The organism is Motilimonas sp. 1_MG-2023 (assembly GCF_030547455.1).
Classification (GTDB): Bacteria; Pseudomonadota; Gammaproteobacteria; order Enterobacterales; family CBDFNC01; genus Motilimonas.
This window is the reverse complement of the sequence record NZ_JAUOPX010000004.1, coordinates 85,798-105,178: the sequence shown is the minus strand read 5'-3', so window position 1 is coordinate 105,178 and position 19,381 is coordinate 85,798. Positions and strand designations below refer to the sequence as shown.

Genomic DNA, 19,381 nt, shown 5'->3' with positions numbered 1-19,381 from the left:
TAAGTATTAGTCTAATACTTTTCAATAACTTAATTATCGTTCGTCAATTGAGCTGAAATCACGAGATGTATGACCCGTGTAAAGCTGACGAGGACGACCAATTTTTTGTCCTGGTTGGCTTAGCATTTCATTCCAGTGTGCGATCCAGCCTACTGTGCGAGAAACTGCAAAAATTACAGTAAACATAGAGGTCGGAATGCCCATGGCCTTCAAGATAATTCCTGAGTAGAAATCAACGTTAGGGTAAAGTTTCTTCTCTACGAAGTAAGGGTCTTCAAGCGCAATCTGCTCTAAACGCATGGCTACGTCTAAAAGTGGATCTTGAATGTTTAGTTCTTTTAGCACTTCGTGACAAGTTTCACGCATAACGGTTGCGCGAGGGTCAAAGTTTTTGTAAACGCGATGACCAAAGCCCATTAAGCGGAATGGGTCTTCTTTGTCCTTAGCACGTGCTACAAACTCATCAATACGATCAACAGTACCAATTTCTTCTAACATATTTAAGCATGCTTCATTAGCGCCGCCATGAGCGGGGCCCCAAAGTGATGCAATACCCGCAGCGATACAAGCAAATGGGTTTGCGCCCGATGAGCCTGCCAATCGAACTGTTGATGTAGAAGCATTTTGCTCGTGATCAGCATGTAAAATCATGATGCGATCCATTGCTTTTTCAAGTACTGGGTTAACCACGTACTCTTCACAAGGAACGGCAAACATCATATGCAGGAAGTTACCAGCGTAGCTTAGATCATTGCGTGGGTACACAAATGGTTGACCCATAGAGTACTTGTAGCTCATCGCTGCTAATGTTGGCATTTTTGATAATAAACGGTAAGCCGCAATTTCACGGTGTCTAGCATCTGAAATATCAAGTGAGTCATGGTAGAAAGCAGATAATGCACCTACAACACCACACATGATTGCCATTGGATGAGAATCACGACGGAAACCTGAGAAAAAGTCTGTTAATTGCTCATGAACCATGGTGTGGTGCATTACAACACGATGAAAATCATCGAATTCTTTACGGTTGGGCACCTCTCCGTTCAGAAGTATGTAACAAACCTCTAGAAAATCAGATTTCTTTGCTAATTGGTCAATCGGATAACCACGGTGCAGTAATACACCTTTTGCACCATCAATATAGGTAATTTCTGACTCACACGATGCGGTTGCTAAAAAACCGGGATCGAAAGTGAAATAACCATGTTTACCCAAGCCGCGTACGTCTAGTACATTGTAGCCTGCTGCTGCTTCTAAAATAGGCAGCTCAATAGGCTCTTGGCCTGGTAGATGTAAAGTGGCTTTTTGATCAGCCATAGCACGTCTCCTTTGCTCTTTATATGCGAGTTGGAATAACAAACGCCGCTCATTTCTACAGATCTTGCTCTCGTTTGTCAATTTTGTTGTGCTTATATAAGTGGTATGTTAATGAAAAAATGAGTGCTAGTTACTATTTCTTAACAGAATGTGATGCAAAATGTTGAAACTTCATTGTAAAAGCGTAATGCCCTTCATATAATGGCGCCGAGGTCTCCGGATGGTTTGTTGGCTTGGTTTTAAGCCATTCCGAGGATAGCGGTGATAACGCTATCTTTGAGAAATGTTATAAAGGCCGCAACAACCAATTAACAACTTATTTGAGCGTTGAGATAAGTGCGTTTGTTCCGGGGAATATAACTATAACAAGCATGCTCTCAATGGAGCTGAGTGGGCAACACCGTGAAAAAGCAAAGACCTGTAAACCTCGACCTACAGACAATAAGCTTTCCTGTAACTGCTATTGCATCTATCTTGCATCGTGTATCTGGCGTCATTGTGTTTGTAGCACTAGCTATCTTGCTATCGCTATTAGCGCAATCGTTAGGCTCAAAGGAAGGATTTGAAAGCGTCGCTAGTCTAGCCGACAATTTCTTCATCAAATTCATTCTTTGGGGAATACTGACTGCATTGGCTTACCACATCGTGGTAGGTGTCCGACATATGATCATGGATCTGGGTTACTGGGAAGAACTAGAATCTGGTACACAAAGCGCGAAAGTGAGCTTCATTATCGCCATCATCTTGTCACTACTTGCGGGGATTATGGTATGGTAAAAATCGCATCAGGCTTAGGCCGCAGTGGCGTACATGATTTTGTACTGATCCGCGCATCAGCCGTCATCTTAACACTTTACACTCTCTACCTTGTTGGCTTTATTGCCTTCACCGATATCACATATGAATCTTGGCAGGGTTTTTTCTCTGGCGTGTTTACTAAAGCTTTCACTATGTTAGCGCTAGTTGCCATGTTAGTGCATGCTTGGATTGGCTTGTGGCAAGTATTAACTGATTACATCAAATGCGCCTTACTGCGCGGAAGTTTACAGTTTGTACTGACATCTGTAGCCTTTATTTATGTGTTCGTTGGCTTCTCTGTATTGTGGGGTGTTTAGTGAGTATTCCAGTTCGCGAATTTGACGCTGTTGTTATCGGCGCCGGTGGTGCAGGCATGCGCGCTGCACTGCAAATTTCTAAAGAAGGTAAAAGCTGCGCGCTATTATCTAAAGTTTTTCCAACCCGTTCACATACAGTTTCTGCGCAAGGTGGTATCACCGTTGCGTTAGGTAACGCACACGCAGATAACTGGCAGTGGCACATGTACGATACCGTGAAAGGTTCTGATTATATCGGTGACCAAGACGCGATTGAGTATATGTGTAAGACTGGCCCTGAAGCGATCACAGAACTTGAGAATATGGGCTTGCCTTTCTCTCGTTTTGACAATGGCCGCGTTTACCAACGACCTTTTGGTGGTCAATCCAAAGAGTTCGGTGGTGAGCAAGCGGCGCGTACGGCTGCTGCTGCTGACCGTACAGGCCATGCGTTATTGCACACTCTATATCAGCAAAACGTTAAAAATAAGACCATGGTCTTTTCCGAATGGTATGCCTTGGACTTAGTTAAAAATGACGAAGGCGCCGTAGTGGGCTGTACCGCTATTGAGATTGAAACCGGTGAAGTGGTTTATTTCAAATCAAAAGCCACTATCTTAGCAACGGGCGGAGCAGGGCGCATTTATGCGTCAACAACTAACGCCCACATTAACACTGGTGACGGTGTTGGCATGGCGATTCGTGCTGGCGTGCCAGTACAAGACATGGAAATGTGGCAGTTTCACCCAACAGGTATTGCCGGAGCTGGCACCTTAGTGACCGAAGGTTGCCGTGGTGAAGGTGGTTATCTGTTAAATAAAGATGGCGAACGCTTCATGGAGCGTTACGCGCCGAATGCGAAAGATTTAGCAGGCCGTGACGTTGTTGCTCGTTCGATCATGATTGAAATTCGTGAAGGTCGCGGTTGTGAAGGTCCTTGGGGTCCACACGTTAAGCTGAAGTTGGATCATCTTGGCAAAGAAATGCTGGAATCTAAACTGCCTGGTATTTGTGAGTTATCGCGTACCTTTGCTCACGTTGATCCAGTTAAAGAGCCGATCCCTGTTATTCCAACTTGTCACTATATGATGGGTGGGTTACCGACACGTGTAACTGGCCAAGTGATTAAACAAGATACTGATGGCAAAGAGATGGATGTTACCGGTTTATTTGCCGTTGGCGAAATTGCTTGTGTATCGGTACACGGCGCTAACCGTTTAGGCGGTAACTCGTTACTTGATTTAGTCGTATTTGGCCGCGCTGCTGGCCAGCACTTAGGTAAAGCTCTAGACCAACTCGTTGATATTAAAGAAGCCTCAGAAGAGAACATCCAAGCCTCTTTGGCTCGCTTTAATCGTTGGGAAAGCGGCCAAGGCAGTGAATGTCCGGTGCAAATCAAAAAAGACATGCAGCAGTGTATGCAGAAGAATTTCTCGGTATTCCGTGAAGGTAAAGCCATGGCTGAAGGTCTGGCTGAACTAAAAGCCATTCGTGAGCGTTTAAAAGATGCTAAGTTGTCAGACACCAGTTCAGAGTTTAATACTCAGCGTATCGAATGTTTAGAGCTTGATAACCTGATGGAAACGGCCTACGCAACAGCGCTAGCTGCAAACTTTAGAACAGAAAGTCGCGGCGCTCATAGTCGTTTTGACTTCCCAGATCGTGATGATGCAAGTTGGTTGTGTCACTCTCTTTATAACCCTGAAACGGAACAAATGGTTAAGCGTGACGTCAATATGACGCCAGTACACCGCGAAGCATTTGAGCCGAAGATCAGAACGTATTAAGGGGTTGCTAAGATGAAAGTTGAATTTTCGGTATACCGATACAACCCAGATGTAGATAACGTGCCATACATGAAAGATTATACCCTTAATCTTGAAGATGGCTCTGACATCATGGTGTTAGATGCATTACTGATGCTTAAAGAGCAAGATCCTACGTTATCCTTCCGACGTTCGTGTCGCGAAGGGGTATGTGGCTCTGATGGCGTAAACATGAACGGCAAAAATGGTTTGGCCTGTATCACACCCCTATCTGATCTATCAGGTAACGGCAAAATAGTGATTCGTCCACTACCTGGTTTACCGGTTGTGCGTGACTTAGTTATTGATATGACTCAGTTCTTTACTCAATATGAGAAGATCAAGCCATACCTAATCACAGACAATGCATTACCACCTGCAGGTGAAAACTTGCAGTCACCAGAACAAAGAGCAAAATTAGACGGTTTGTACGAATGTATTCTTTGTGCATGTTGTTCTACTTCTTGTCCTTCATTTTGGTGGAACCCTGACAAATTCATTGGTCCTGCAGGGCTGCTAGCTGCTTATCGATTCTTAATCGATAGTCGTGATACTGCCACAGATGAACGTTTAGCCGGTCTTGACGATGCGTTTAGCGTATTTCGCTGTCATGGCATCATGAATTGTGTCAGTGTTTGTCCTAAGGGATTAAACCCTACTAAAGCCATTGGCCATATCAAGTCAATGCTGCTAAACAAGGCTGTTTAGTATAATTTGTTGCCAAACGTGATGTTTTGCAGCAAAAACTGAATAGCCATCTCTGGAGAGGTGGCTATTTTTTTGGTAAAACTACCCTACAACCGCATAAAGCGGAACGGTTTGCTCAAGAAGTATAATAAGGGATAATTGATGCAAAACAGTGTGATGAAAGCCTGGCTAGAATCTTCTCACCTGGCTGGTGCTAACGCAGCTTATATTGAAGAGCTGTATGAAGCCTATCTGCAAGACCCTACAAAAATCGACCCTACGTGGCGTACCATTTTCGATGAACTTCCTGGCCTTGAAAACGCAACTCAAGAGCAGGCGCATTCAGAAGTCATTGAAGAATTTCGTCGCTTAGCAAAATCACCTAAACGTTTCACTGCGTCTTCTGGTGAAATGCACAACGATGAAAAGCAAGTTAAGGTATTACAACTTATCAATGCTTATCGATTCCGTGGTCACCAACAAGCTCAGCTTGACCCATTGCGTTTATGGCAGCGTAAATCAGTGCGTGAACTTGATCCTTTCTTCCATGATTTGGAAGGCGCGGATTTTGATGCCAGCTTTAATGTTGGTTCATACGCCGTTGGTAATGGCACCATGGTGCTTAAAGACCTTGTCGATTCGCTGAAACGTACTTACTGTGGCTCTATTGGTGCTGAATATATGCACATCACCAATACAGAACAGAAACGTTGGATCCAAAATCGAATTGAGTCTTGTGAAGGTAAGCCTTCATTTAGCACTGATGCGAAAAAACGTTTTCTTGAAGGGTTAACTGCGGCTGAAGGGTTAGAAAAATACATCGGCTCTAAATTCCCCGGGGCAAAACGCTTCTCTCTAGAAGGCGGTGATAGCTTCGTTCCGATGGTAAAAGAGCTGATCCGTCGTTCCGGCGAGCAGGGTGCCAAAGAAGTGGTTATCGGTATGGCACACCGTGGTCGACTTAATATGTTAGTGAACGTATTGGGTAAAAAACCAACGGACTTGTTTGATGAGTTTGCTGGCAAAAAAGTTTATGATGACAGTGCGGGTGACGTTAAATATCACCAAGGTTTTAGTTCTGACTTTGCCACGCCGGGTGGAGACGTGCATTTAGCATTGGCGTTTAATCCATCTCATTTAGAGATAGTAAATCCTGTTGTATTAGGCTCTGTTCGTGCTCGTCAAGAACGCTTAGGCTGCAAGGATGGCTCTTCAGTATTACCTATTACAGTGCACGGTGACTCGGCTATTGCAGGTCAGGGTGTGGTTCAAGAAACCTTTAATATGTCGCAAGCGCGTGCATTTAAGGTTGGCGGAACTATTCGCATCGTGATCAACAACCAAATTGGTTTCACTACCTCGAATCCAGAAGATACTCGTTCAACCATGTATTGCACAGATATTGCAAAAATGGTTCAAGCGCCTATTTTCCACGTCAATGCGGATGACCCTGAAGCGGTTATCTTAGTTACGCAAATCGCATTAGACTTTAGAAATACATTTAAACGCGATGTGGTTATTGATCTGGTGTGTTACCGTCGCCATGGGCATAACGAAGCTGATGAGCCGAACGCAACTCAGCCATTGATGTATCAAAAAATCAAAAAACATCCAACACCGCGCAGTATCTATGCTGACCAGCTGGTTAATGAAGGCGTCATTGATAAAGCGCAAGCGAAGGCGTTTGTTGACGGTTACCGTGATGCCCTTGATAAAGGCGATTGTGTGGTTGATGAATGGCGTCCAATGCAGAAACATTCGGTTGATTGGACGCCATACCTGAAGCATGATTGGGACACCTCTTATGAATCTCAGTACCCGCTCGAACATCTGAAAGAGCTTGGTGAGAGAGTTTGTCAATATCCTGACAGCCATAAACTTCATTCCCGTGTTGATAAGATTTATCAAGATCGTTTGTCGATGATCCGCGGTGAAAAAATGATAGATTGGGGCTTTGCTGAAACATTGGCCTATGCCACTATCTTAGACAGTCAATATAACGTACGTATTGTCGGCCAAGATTCTGGACGCGGTACTTTCTTCCATCGTCATGCTGTGCTTCATAATCAAACGGATGCGGCCACTTATTTGCCTTTAGCTCATTTAAAAGAGGGCCAAGGTAAGATAGATATCTATGATTCAGTTTTGTCTGAAGAAGCGGTGCTAGCGTTTGAATACGGTTACTCGACTGCAGAGCCGAAAGGGCTAGCGATTTGGGAAGCGCAATTTGGTGACTTTGCTAACGGTGCTCAAGTGGTATTCGACCAATTCTTGAGTTCGGGTGAACAGAAGTGGGGCCGTATGTGTGGTCTTACTTTGTTATTACCGCACGGTTATGAAGGTCAAGGCCCAGAACATTCATCCGCTCGTCTAGAGCGCTACTTACAATTATGTGCTGAACATAATATGCAGGTGGTGGTGCCTTCTACACCTGCGCAAGTTTATCAAATGCTGCGTCGTCAAGTGGTACGCCCAATGCGTCGTCCTTTGATCGTCATGTCGCCTAAATCTTTGTTGCGTCATCCATTAGCGGTTTCTAGCCTTGATGAGTTAGCGAATGGCCGTTTCTATAACGCAATTGATGAAATTGATGATCTTGATCCCAAACAAGTGACTCGTTTAGTGATGTGTAGCGGTAAAGTCTATTACGATCTACTCGAGCAGCGCCGTAACAATGAATTGAGCCATGTTGCGATTATTCGTATTGAACAACTCTACCCATTCCCAACAGAAGAAGTAGAAGAGATTCTTAAGCAATATCAACATGTGAAAGAATTTGTTTGGTGTCAAGAAGAGCCGCAAAACCAAGGTGCTTGGTATTGTAGTCAGCATCACTTCAGAAATGTATTACCTGAAGGTGCGACATTAACTTATACCGGTCGTGCTGCTTCTGCATCACCGGCGGTTGGTTATATCTCTGTACATTTAAAACAACAAAAAGCGTTGGTTAATGACGCACTTGGTCTGAAAGAATAAGAGTGAAGGAAAGCTAAATGGCTATCGAAATATTAGTTCCCGATTTACCTGAGTCTGTCGCGGATGCAACCGTGGCAACTTGGCATGTAAAACCAGGCGAGTTTGTTGAACGCGACGAAATCCTAGTGGATATCGAAACGGACAAAGTGGTCCTTGAAGTACCTGCTTCTGAATCAGGTATTTTAGAAGCAATTACCGAAGAAGAAGGTGCAACGGTTCTTTCTAAACAATTGCTTGGACGTATCAAACCAGGTGCTGCGACTGCCGCTGCACCCGCAGCCAGTTCTGAAGAAGCGCCAGCAGCAAAAGGCGCGGCGGATGCTAGCCCTTCAGTACGTCGCTTAATGAATGAACACGGTATTGATGCCAGCCAGATCAAAGGCTCAGGCAAAGGCGGCGTGATCACTAAAGAAGACGTTGAGAATTTCCGCAATGCTAAAGCTGCACCTACAGCGGCCGCAACAGCACCTGTTGCATCTGAATCAGTGGCTGCTCGTAGCGAAAAACGCGTACCGATGACGCGTCTGCGTAAACGTATTGCTGAGCGTTTGCTTGAAGCGAAAAACTCAACAGCAATGTTGACTACGTTTAACGAAATCAACATGAAGCCGATCATGGATATTCGTAAACAATATCAAGAAGTGTTTGAAAAGAAACACGGCATTCGTCTTGGCTTTATGTCTTTCTATGTTAAAGCGATCACCGAAGCGCTAAAACGTTACCCAGAGGTCAATGCATCTATTGATGGCGATGATATTGTTTACCACAATTTCTTCGACGTGAGCATTGCCGTTTCAACGCCTCGCGGTCTGGTTACGCCTGTATTACGCGACTGCGATACGTTAGGTCTAGCTGATATCGAGAAAGGTATTCGTGAACTAGCCCTGAAAGGTCGTGACGGTAAGTTAACGGTTGAGGAAATGATGGGCGGTAACTTCACTATCACTAATGGTGGTGTGTTCGGTTCACTATTATCTACTCCTATCATCAACCCGCCACAAGCGGCGATTTTAGGCATGCATAAGATCCAAGACCGCCCAATGGCTGTGAATGGTAAAGTTGAAATTTTACCTATGATGTACTTGGCCTTATCTTATGATCATCGTTTAATCGATGGTAAAGAATCAGTTGGTTTCTTAGTAACTGTTAAAGAGTTACTAGAAGATCCAACACGCTTACTACTTGATGTATAAGTCGTAATCAGAAAGTTTAAAAGTTTGGGCTTATTGTTTGATAAGCCCATTTCGCAGGGTGATTCACACCTAAAGAACGTTGTTAAAAAAAACGGATAGAACATCATGAATTTGCATGAGTACCAGGCAAAACAGCTTTTTGCTGACTTTGGATTGCCAGTCCCAGTAGGTTTCGCTTCTAGCACTGCAGAAGCCGCTGCTGAATCAGCCGATAAAATCGGTGGAGAAAAATGGGTTGTTAAGTGTCAGGTACACGCAGGCGGCCGTGGTAAAGCGGGTGGCGTTGAGCTACATACCACCAAAGAAGGCATTAAAGGCTTTGCTGAGAAATGGTTAGGTAAGAACCTTGTGACTTACCAAACCGACGCAAATGGTCAGCCAGTTACTCAAATCTTGGTTGAAGAAGCGTCAAACATTGCTAACGAGTTATACCTAGGTGCAGTGGTTGATCGTGGTTCACGTCGCGTGGTATTCATGGCGTCAACTGAAGGCGGCATGGACATTGAGACGGTTGCTGAAGAAACACCTGAGCTTATTCACAAAGCTGCGATTGATCCGCTAGTAGGCCCACAAGCTTACCAAGGCCGTGAATTAGCGTTTAAATTGGGCCTAAAAGGTGACCAAATTAAACAATTTACTAAGATTTTCTTAGGTCTAGGCAACATGTTTATTCAGCATGACCTAGCACTGCTAGAAATCAACCCTTTGGTTGTGACAGGTGAGGGCAACCTAGTTTGCCTAGACGGTAAAATCAACATCGACTCAAACGCGATGTACCGTCAACCTAAATTACGTGAAATGCACGATCCTTCGCAAGAAGATGAGCGTGAAGCACACGCAGCTAAGTTTGAACTTAACTACGTAGCGCTAGACGGTAACGTAGGTTGCATGGTTAACGGTGCAGGCCTAGCGATGGGTACCATGGACATCGTCAACCTACACGGTGGCAAGCCAGCTAACTTCTTGGATGTTGGTGGCGGCGCAACTAAAGAGCGCGTAGCCGAAGCATTCAAAATCATCCTATCTGATTCGAATGTTAAGGCTGTGTTAGTTAACATCTTTGGCGGTATTGTGCGTTGTGACATGATTGCAGAAGGTATTATCGGCGCGGTTAAAGAAGTAGGCGTAGAAGTGCCTGTAGTGGTTCGTCTTGAAGGTACCAACGCGGAATTAGGCCGTGAAGTGCTAGCTAAGTCTGGTCTCGATATCATTGCTGCTACAAGTCTAACTGACGCGGCTGAGCAAGTAGTTAAAGCTGCGGAGGGCAAATAATGTCTGTATTAATCAATAAAGATACCAAAGTAATCTGTCAAGGTTTCACTGGCGGCCAAGGTACATTCCACTCAGAGCAAGCAATTGCTTACGGTACGCAAATGGTCGGTGGTGTATCACCAGGTAAAGGTGGTCAAGAGCATTTAGGCCTGCCTGTATTTAACACAGTGCGTGAAGCCGTTGAAGCGACTGGCGCCACTGCAACTGTTATCTACGTACCAGCGGCTTTTTGTAAAGACGCGATCTTAGAAGCTATTGATGCCGGTATCGAGCTAATCGTTACTATCACTGAAGGTATTCCTACTCTTGACATGCTTGACGTTAAAGTGAAGCTGGAAGAGACGGGTGTTCGCATGATCGGTCCTAACTGTCCGGGTGTGATCACGCCAGGTGAATGTAAGATTGGTATTATGCCAGGCCACATCCACAAGCCAGGTAAAGTAGGTATTGTTTCTCGCTCTGGTACACTAACGTACGAAGCGGTTAAGCAAACTACCGATGCTGGTTTTGGTCAGTCTACTTGTGTTGGTATCGGTGGTGACCCTATCCCTGGCACTAACTTCATCGATGTATTGGAAATGTTCCAAAACGATCCAGCGACAGAAGCGATTGTAATGATCGGTGAAATCGGTGGTACCGCTGAAGAAGAAGCTGCTGCTTATATCAAGGCCAATGTCACTAAGCCTGTTGTATCTTACATTGCTGGTGTTACAGCGCCTCCAGGTAAGCGTATGGGCCATGCTGGCGCAATTATCTCTGGCGGTAAAGGTACAGCTGAAGATAAATTTGCTGCACTAGAAGCGGCAGGTGTTAAAACCACTAAATCGCTAGCTGAAATCGGCTCAGCACTAAAAGAAGTAACAGGCTGGTAATTTCAAGTCTTTACTAGCAAAAAGCCTCGCTTTAGCGAGGCTTTTTTGTATTTAAAATTATATGCATATCGCCTAAGGGCTAGACAACGTAATTACCATTGTTGATAGATGTCTTCATCTCTTAATTTTGCTTCAAGTAGTGCATCTTGCGCACGTTGTAAAGCTTGCTCCACCGAGTCATTGGGGTGGTTTTGGGTCAGTCCTAAACGGCAAACGATTTCCATGCTATTAAACAACTCATCCACCACCGCTCGGTGTAACTTTTTCGCCAATTGTTGGGTTTGGTGAACATCGTAACCATGGGCGATGACAATAAATTGTGCCCCAGCCCAACGCGCGCTAAATTGGTGTTTGCCACAATAACGTTGTAACAGCTGCGCTTTTTTTACTAATACTTCATCGCCAATATCGTAACCAAAGCTTTCGTTTATCTGCTTAAAGTTATCTAAATCAACTAAAATTAAGCCAAATGGAGCCTTTGATTTCTGTAATTTACTGAGCTCGATGATCGCTGCTCGGCGGTTATGGCTAAGGGTAATGGGATCTTGTAAAGACAATTTCTCTACTACTAGGTAGAGCCCTTTTATTTCACGCCAACGTCGCCAAGAAAACCAGGTGAAGCATAATGATAAAAACATGCCCAGCGGCATTAACTCATCTAGCTCAAAATGCTCATATTGCTGAAAGAAAGTCACCATTGTTTCAGATATATCTAAAGTCAACAGTGTAATGAGCAAAGGCAATGAGCAGATGCTAATAATGATTAGGTCGCGCTTAGCGGCACTGGTAAAGCTTAATGAACGAGACAAGTTTTTCATCATAGCCCTCCTTGCTATCGATAAGCCTATTTTAGCGCAGATAGCTAAATTAGCGTCATAAATTAGTTTTTTATAAATAAAAGTGTTGTTTAGTACGCATTTTTTAAACAAATTAGTTATGTTTCGTGTAGCGCGAAAGCATGAACGAGTGGAAACATTACTCCATGATAACTTACTAGACGAAGCGCTGTAAAACTACCTTGTGCGGCAGGTAATTGCTTCATTATTGGATGACTTATTTTATTGTTTGAACAATGTTCAAGAATTTCACTTAGGTTATTGGATCATTAAACCTATTTTAAGCGAACGGCTAGTGTGAGGTTGACGACAAATTGTGTAACATTTTAATTGTGTTCTTTAGTTGTGCTTGAGCCTTTGCCATACTGATTAAAGCCAACAATTAAGGACGCTTATGGTCACTATCAACAAGACACTGCGATCTTTGCTGTCGATAAAGCCTTGGATTAGTTTGTTTTATTATGTGGCCGTCGCTCTCATTTCTTATACTTTGTACAGCGAGCATCAGATTGCTCCTTATACCTACTTGCTTTATCCCATCTTAATGCTGTTTGCTAAACGTGCAGATTCACGCAAGTTAAAAATAATGACAAGTGTTTTTTCCCTTAGCCTTATTGTTACTGGTGGTATTGTTGACCCACTGTCTTTGGATCAAGTTGAAGAAACATTTATATTGATCCCACTTACTTATATCATTTTATTCCCAAATTCACTGTGGCCTATCACCAGTGCTTTTTTGATACTCTCGACCTATTTATTTCAGCTCAAGGGGAACGAGTTTGATGAGTTTATTGAAGATGCTCTTGAGCTTATCACGATTAGTAGTTTTGCCTCTGTGATGGCTTTTTTTCAGCAGAAGCTGCAGTTTCAAATGAATAATTATAAAAAAGAGAGTATGACGGATTATTTGACTCAATTGCCTAATCGAAAGGGTTTTTATCGTGATATAGCGAAAATGAAAATGAAGATGGAGTCAACACATACCCCCACAGCCTTACTGCAAATTGATCTAGATGGCTTCAAGCGTATCAACGATAATATGGGCCACAATATTGGCGACTTAGTTCTAAAAGAGTTTGCGCATCGACTAAAGTCTGTTGAATCTGATTTTATCCGTGCTTATCGCATTGGTGGTGATGAGTTTGCTGTCGTAGTTAGAAAGAATAGCGAGTTAGAGCGAGAGGTCAATGTGTTAGCTCAGCGTATTATTGCCTTTGCTGACAGCCCATATCATCTGGCAAAGCGCGAATATCATTTAACCGCGAGTATTGGTATTGCCTTATACAGTGACGCGTCCGGTTTAAATGATATCTGGTGTCGTAATGCCGATATCGCTATGTATCGTTCAAAAGCACAAGGTAAGAATACTTATCACTGGTTTGACCACGATCTAATCCAAGAAACGATTCGTAAATATCAACTTGAACAAGAGTTAATGTATGCCCTAGAGCAAGAGCAATTTTACTTGCTTTATCAGCCTAAGGTGGATGTTAAAAAGGGGGTTATTTCTGGTGTCGAGGCACTAGTAAGGTGGAAGCATCCTGACTTAGGCGTTATTCCCCCCAGTGATTTCATCTCGATAGCCGAAGAAAGTCAGCAAATTATCGCCTTAGGTGCTTGGGTGATGCAACAATCTTGTCATCAAGGAAAGCGGTGGCTGGACGCGGGCAAAGAGGTTGTTATCTCGGTCAATGTGTCCGCGGTGCAATTAGCCCATGACAATGTTCTGGAAATGATTAAACGCGCACTACTTGAAGCAGCCTTTCCTGCCTATTTATTGCAGGTAGAAATAACAGAAAGCGCAATTATGGAAAATCCTAATCATATTATTGATACTTTTAGCCGCTTACGAGACATAGGGGTTAAAGTGGCGATTGATGATTTTGGCGTGGCTTATTCTTCGTTAAATTATTTGCGCCGCTTGCCCATTGATGTGCTCAAAATTGACAAATCCTTTGTTGATGATTGTGTCTGCAATCATAAAGATCACATGATAGTCAGAACCGTGGTTCAACTTGGGCATAACCTTGGTATGTCGGTGACAGCTGAAGGGGTAGAAGATGAACAGCAACTAGCCTTGTTGGACGCAGAAGGCTGCGATGAGTACCAAGGCTATTTATTTTCTAAACCAATAAACCCTGAAGAAATGAGAGTGTTATTTCTTAATAGTGAACAGAATGACAAAAAATAACGCTCTCTTCTTCTCGTTAGCTTACCCAACTCTGCCTAAGTTATACTCACTTAGCACCGTATCAAGCTGTTTGGCTAATGCGGTTAAATTATTATTTACCTGATTTAACTGCTGAGATGAATGGTCGATCTGCTGGAAGTTTCCTTGCATATCCGAGACGTTTCGATTTATCTCCTCAGTGACACTACTTTGTTCCTCCGCTGCTGTTGCAACTTGAATATTCATTAAGCTGATAGCCTTGATATTATTCACTATTTCACTAATATCTTGACCTGCACGTTTGGCCTCTGTAACACTTGCTTCAACTTGTTCCATGCCCCGGTTCATTGTTTCGACGGCTTCACTCGCGCCACTTTTTAGCGTTTTGGTCATCGTTTCTATTTGTAATGTACTATTGCGAGTTTGGGTTGATAATGACCTTACTTCGTCTGCGACAACAGCAAAACCTCGCCCTGACTCACCAGCTCGAGCTGCTTCTATTGCAGCATTCAGGGCTAATAAATTAGTTTGTTCAGAAATATTTTTTATCACATCGAGAAATTGACCGATCTCGTTGGCCGACTTATCCAGCTCTTTTACTACTTTCATTACTAAGCCCATTTCTTCTTGCAAGGTAGAAATGGCAAGTACTGTGGCATCAACTTCCTCATCGCCGTGGCTGGCTTGATTAGTTGCTGCTTCAGTCTGCTCTGATGCATTTACCGCATTGTGAGCAATGTCATGAACAGTCGCGTTCATTTCGTTCATCGCCGTGGCGACTAAATCTATCTGTGTCATGCCGCCATTTATTTGTTGCAGCATGTTTTTCGTGAGTTTTTCATTTTCTATTGATGCGTCAGTGAGGGTTTCTGTAGAGGTTTTAATTTCTGTTAATAATTGCTCAATATTTGCTAGTAAGTGATTAATGAGCTTTGCTATGACATTTATCTCGTCTTTTCCAGTTATTGGGATACGAGTGGAAAAATTTTTATTGTTGATGATAGAGTCAATGGTGTTAACGCTAATAGTAATGCTCTGGGTCAGTTGTTTTGCTAAGAAAAAACTAAACATAATGGATATGATTAAACAGGGAAGCGTAATGGCTAAGCTAAGCCAAAAGGCTTGTGTTTGCTGGCCTATTTGAGTCGCACTTTCTTTCTCAAGAGTGTCAATCAGCATGTCTTCAATCTTCTTTAATATATTTATTTTTTTAGTAATAGCAGCAAACCAAGCTTCTGGGTCTTGGTTAAAGCCGCCTTGTTGGGCTTTATCAATGGCTAATTGTCTCAGTTCATTCACTTTTTTTATTTCTGGGCTCTGTAGTTGTTGTTGCATGTAAGATATTAAATCGGGTCTGTGGGCAATGAATCTATCTAGGTAAGCATCTTGCTCTGCGATTAAGCGAATAAATCGTTCATAAAAGCCGGGTAAGAAATGATCTGCTGCGAAGGTATTTGATAACACTGCGCGTTCAATTCCTGCTCGCTCCTTATGTTGAAGAAAAGCGCCGATTGCAACAGCGTCTATTGCCAAGGATGCTTCAGTACTTTGGTTAGCAACAGTATCAAGGGCGCTTAACAGTTTTTTATTAAGTTGAGTATAATAAGCCACTTCATCCGCTACGCTTATTTGCAACTGAGAAACTTGGTTACGGATGGTTGCCAGCCGTTGAGCTTGAGTTAATATATCTTGATTCAGGGCCGCTAATTCTGGTGCGAAGTGAACTTTTTCAATATGAGCTTTAAAGGCTTGTCTCTTAGTGTCAACCAGTAGCCGTTGCTCAGGAAGTTGATCTTTGAACTTACTTCCCTTTGAACCAAGGTATCCAGCCGACATACCTCTTTCTTTTTGTAGTTCATGAACCCACTCACTACTGACTCGCGCGAGTACTGTTAACTGGCTGAGGCTTTCTGCTTGTTGTTTATTGAAGTAGGCCTCTGATACATAATTGACGCCGAAATACGTAAGTCCTAAAAGGGGAAGCAGTACCACTAAAATTAATTTTGTTCTGATAGTGAGATTGGCTAAGAACCGATTCATTGTTAGTACCTTTTTAGTGCAGTTACTTCAATATAGATGGCAATGTGACAAAATTTTTACTTTTATATCTAAAGTATATTGGAAGGTATTTAAGTGTGATTTAGTTCAAGTTTTTATCTGTAATTAATCGCTGCAACCTTAAGCTGAAAAATCAATATTTATTGTTAACAGCTGTTATAATCTTGCACCTATCTCTGCCTAATGCTGGCATTGTTTTTTTGATCCATGAACACGGGACGATTGTTTTGAGCCAAGTTTGTTTTTCTTCTTTATCCTTACGCACCAAATTACTCAGTAACCTTGAGTCCCTTGGTTACCAATCGATGACGCCGATCCAAGCGCAAAGTTTACCGGCAATCATTGCTGGTAAAGATGTGATTGCGCAAGGCAAAACTGGCTCAGGGAAAACGGCCGCTTTTGGTCTTGGCTTGTTGCAGTCCCTTGATGTGAAACGTTTTCGTATTCAAACCTTAGTGCTTTGTCCCACTCGTGAGTTGGCTGACCAAGTGGCAACAGAGATCCGTAAACTGGCACGCGCCATACATAATATTAAAGTACTGACATTATGTGGCGGTATGCCTTTTGGTCCGCAAATTGGCTCTTTAGAGCACGGCGCGCATATTGTTGTGGGTACGCCAGGTCGAGTATTAGATCATATTGAGAAAGGTACATTAGTTTTAGATAACATCAATACCTTTGTATTGGATGAAGCTGATCGCATGTTAGACATGGGGTTTCAGCCTGCTTTAGATGCGATTATTGAGAAAATGCCAACACAGCGACAAACATTATTGTTTAGTGCGACATTCCCCGATGAAATAAAATCTATCGCCGATCGCATCATGGATCAGCCTGAATTTGTTAAGGTTGAATCGACACATGAACAGAGCACCATTTCACAGCATTTTTATGAAGTGAATAACTTTGAAGAGCGTTTACTGGCGATCCGTTTGCTACTGATGAAGCACCAACCGGAATCTTGTGTGGTGTTTTGTAATATGAAAAAAGACACGCAGGAAGTGGCGGATGAGCTGTGTAATTATGGTTTTAGTGCGTTGGCATTAAACGGCGATTTAGAGCAAAAAGACCGTGACCAAACCTTAGTGCGTTTTGCGAATAAAAGTGTTTCAGTATTAGTGGCAACGGACGTTGCTGCGCGGGGCTTAGATATTGACGCCCTTGACGCGGTGATTAACTACCAATTGTCACACGATCCTGAGGTGCATGTGCATCGCATTGGCCGCACCGGCCGAGCGGGTAGCCAAGGAGTCGCTTGTTCATTGTTTAGTGCGAAAGACGCGAACAAAGTAATCATTTTAGAAGACTACTTAGGTATTAGCATTGAAGCGGAGCACTTACCTGAATTATCTGTGCTAGACGGCGTGATTGCTAAGCCGAAAATGGTATCACTGCGTATCGATGGCGGCAAAAAACAAAAAGTGCGCCCAGGTGATATTGTTGGCGCTTTAACGGGTGGCAATGAAATTGATTTTCAGCAAATTGGTAAAATTCAAGTACTTGATAATTGGGCTTATGTAGCCGTAAGTAGTCAGATTGCGACACTGGCATTGAAAAAATTGGAAGGCGGTAAGATAAAAGGCCGTAAATTTCGCATCGCACGTATGCGTTAATCACCTGACAAAGCCTTATCGTTAGCGCTGATTGCTCTAAAACATAACGCATAAACAAAAGCCCCTAAATGATTTAGGGGCTTTTTTATAGCAAACGTTCTCAGTATGCTGCGCCTAGCTAGGCTGCGGTTTTATTCACTGGACGATGACGTGAAGGTCGGCGTGTCGCAGGTTTATTCGGCTGCGCACCATTACCGCTGTTATTGGCATTACTACTACCTGAACGATTACCCTGTTTTTTTGGCGCATTGGGATTACGTGAGCGACGAGCTTGGTTGGTTTGCTTTTTCGCCGGCGCAAAGTTTTTGGTGGGCAATTCTGTGCTGATCTCAAACCCAGGAATAGTCTTTCGTTCAATGGTTTTATTGATCAATTTTTCAATATCTTGCAGCAGCTTTGCATCGTCATGGCACACGAGAGAAATGGCTTCACCGCTAGCGCCAGCGCGGCCTGTGCGGCCAATGCGGTGGACATAGTCTTCAGACACATTAGGCAAATCAAAGTTTACCACATGGGGAAGTTGGTCAATATCCAAGCCACGAGCGGCAATATCTGTTGCCACTAAAATACGAATTTCGCCTGATTTAAAGCCTGCCAATGCTTTAGTGCGTGCAGCTTGGCTTTTATTACCATGAATAGCGGCAGCTTTTAGGCCATTGGCTTCTAAGTTTTGGCTGAGGCGGTTCGCGCCGTGTTTTGTCTTGGTAAACACTAATACTTGTTTCCAGTCATTTTCTTTAATTAACTGGCCAAGTAGAGGCGCTTTACGAGTTTTATCAACGGGATAAACCCATTGCTCAATGCGCGCGGCAGTGGTGTTGCGCGGTGCCACTGAAATTTCAACTGGATTATTAACTAAGCCTTTGGCCAGTTTGCGAATATCGTCAGAAAAAGTTGCTGAAAATAATAAGTTTTGACGTTGCTTAGGCAGCACGGCCAATACTTTTTTAATGTCGTGAATAAAGCCCATGTCGAGCATGCGGTCGGCTTCATCTAAAACCAGAATTTCTAAACGTTTAAAGTTAATTACTTTCTGCTGGTACAAATCCAGCAGTCGGCCTGGTGTGGCGACTAAGATATCCGCACCGCGGCGTAATCCAGCTATTTGCGGTTTAATGTTTACGCCTCCAAAAACAACCATAGAGGTTAGCGGTAAGTTGCGGCCATAAAGAGCAACACTCTCGCCGACTTGTGCCGCTAGCTCACGCGTTGGCGTCAATACCAATGCGCGTACTTGGTTTGCTTGTGCACGTTGACCTTGAGAAAGCTTTTGTAACAATGGCAAGGTAAAACCGGCGGTTTTACCGGTACCAGTTTGCGCTGCTGCCATGACATCTTTGCCTTGGATCACCGCGGGTATTGCTTCGGCTTGGATCGGTGAAGGGGTGGTGTAACCTTGTTGGGTCACGGCATCAAGGATTTGGGCAGAAAGGCCCAAATTGGCAAAGCTCATAGTTGCTCTCTTATCGGTGTCTTTTGAGGGGA

General features: G+C 43.5%; 14 protein-coding genes. 10 read left to right on the top strand and 4 right to left on the bottom strand.

Annotated features, from left to right (window positions below; translation table 11 throughout):
• Positions 1–33 precede the first annotated feature (33 nt).
• Positions 34–1,320 (bottom strand): citrate synthase, encoded by a 1,287-nt coding sequence (locus tag Q4519_RS03330; protein WP_232802523.1) that lies wholly within the window; start codon positions 1,318–1,320, stop codon positions 34–36.
• A gap of 390 nt (positions 1,321–1,710) precedes the next feature.
• Here Q4519_RS03330 and sdhC point away from each other — a divergent pair, with 390 nt between their 5' ends.
• From sdhC to sucD, 8 genes are all read left to right on the top strand, one after another.
• A complete protein-coding gene (sdhC, locus tag Q4519_RS03325; RefSeq protein ID WP_232802522.1) occupies positions 1,711–2,097 on the top strand; it encodes a succinate dehydrogenase cytochrome b556 subunit in 387 nt (128 codons plus the stop codon).
• Positions 2,091–2,435: a succinate dehydrogenase, hydrophobic membrane anchor protein gene (gene sdhD, locus Q4519_RS03320; protein WP_232802521.1), complete on the top strand. Its 345-nt coding sequence runs from the start codon at positions 2,091–2,093 to the stop codon at positions 2,433–2,435. Before sdhC ends, sdhD begins: the two co-directional genes overlap by 7 nt.
• Complete coding sequence (gene sdhA / locus Q4519_RS03315) at positions 2,435–4,201, top strand: succinate dehydrogenase flavoprotein subunit (RefSeq protein ID WP_232802520.1); 1,767 nt, start codon at positions 2,435–2,437, stop codon at positions 4,199–4,201. Before sdhD ends, sdhA begins: the two co-directional genes overlap by 1 nt.
• Before the next feature lie 12 nt (positions 4,202–4,213).
• Positions 4,214–4,927, top strand: coding sequence for a succinate dehydrogenase iron-sulfur subunit (locus Q4519_RS03310; RefSeq protein WP_232802519.1), 714 nt, complete (start codon positions 4,214–4,216; stop codon positions 4,925–4,927).
• Between the two features lie 141 nt (positions 4,928–5,068).
• Positions 5,069–7,882 carry a 2-oxoglutarate dehydrogenase E1 component gene (gene sucA, locus Q4519_RS03305; RefSeq protein WP_232802518.1) on the top strand — a complete coding sequence of 938 codons (2,814 nt, stop codon included), beginning with the start codon at positions 5,069–5,071 and terminating at the stop codon, positions 7,880–7,882.
• A 17-nt stretch (positions 7,883–7,899) separates the two neighbouring features.
• Entirely contained in the window at positions 7,900–9,075 is a 1,176-nt protein-coding gene (gene odhB, locus Q4519_RS03300) for a 2-oxoglutarate dehydrogenase complex dihydrolipoyllysine-residue succinyltransferase (protein WP_232802517.1), read from the top strand.
• Positions 9,076–9,180: 105 nt separating this feature from the next.
• Complete coding sequence (gene sucC, locus Q4519_RS03295; RefSeq protein WP_232802516.1) at positions 9,181–10,347, top strand: ADP-forming succinate--CoA ligase subunit beta; 1,167 nt, start codon at positions 9,181–9,183, stop codon at positions 10,345–10,347.
• On the top strand, positions 10,347–11,219 hold the full coding sequence (gene sucD, locus Q4519_RS03290) for a succinate--CoA ligase subunit alpha (RefSeq protein ID WP_232802515.1): 873 nt from the start codon (positions 10,347–10,349) through the stop codon (positions 11,217–11,219). The genes sucC and sucD overlap by 1 nt, the downstream gene beginning before the upstream one ends.
• Before the next feature lie 92 nt (positions 11,220–11,311).
• On the opposite strand, the gene Q4519_RS03285 is transcribed toward sucD, so the two are convergent.
• A complete protein-coding gene (locus tag Q4519_RS03285; RefSeq protein WP_303509495.1) occupies positions 11,312–12,037 on the bottom strand; it encodes a GGDEF domain-containing protein in 726 nt (241 codons plus the stop codon).
• A gap of 412 nt (positions 12,038–12,449) precedes the next feature.
• Between Q4519_RS03285 and Q4519_RS03280 the strand changes: the two genes are divergently transcribed.
• Positions 12,450–14,246 carry a bifunctional diguanylate cyclase/phosphodiesterase gene (locus tag Q4519_RS03280; protein ID WP_303509492.1) on the top strand — a complete coding sequence of 599 codons (1,797 nt, stop codon included), beginning with the start codon at positions 12,450–12,452 and terminating at the stop codon, positions 14,244–14,246.
• 21 nt (positions 14,247–14,267) lie between these two features.
• Here the strand turns inward: Q4519_RS03280 and Q4519_RS03275 are convergent, their stop codons facing one another.
• Positions 14,268–16,265, bottom strand: a complete 1,998-nt coding sequence (locus Q4519_RS03275) for a methyl-accepting chemotaxis protein (RefSeq protein WP_303509489.1) — start codon at positions 16,263–16,265, stop codon at positions 14,268–14,270.
• Between the two features lie 245 nt (positions 16,266–16,510).
• On the opposite strand from Q4519_RS03275, the gene dbpA reads away from it, so the two are divergent.
• Positions 16,511–17,896, top strand: a complete 1,386-nt coding sequence (gene dbpA, locus Q4519_RS03270) for an ATP-dependent RNA helicase DbpA (RefSeq protein ID WP_303509486.1) — start codon at positions 16,511–16,513, stop codon at positions 17,894–17,896.
• Positions 17,897–18,014: 118 nt separating this feature from the next.
• On the opposite strand, the gene Q4519_RS03265 is transcribed toward dbpA, so the two are convergent.
• On the bottom strand, positions 18,015–19,349 hold the full coding sequence (locus Q4519_RS03265; RefSeq protein WP_232802504.1) for a DEAD/DEAH box helicase: 1,335 nt from the start codon (positions 19,347–19,349) through the stop codon (positions 18,015–18,017).
• Positions 19,350–19,381 lie beyond the last annotated feature (32 nt).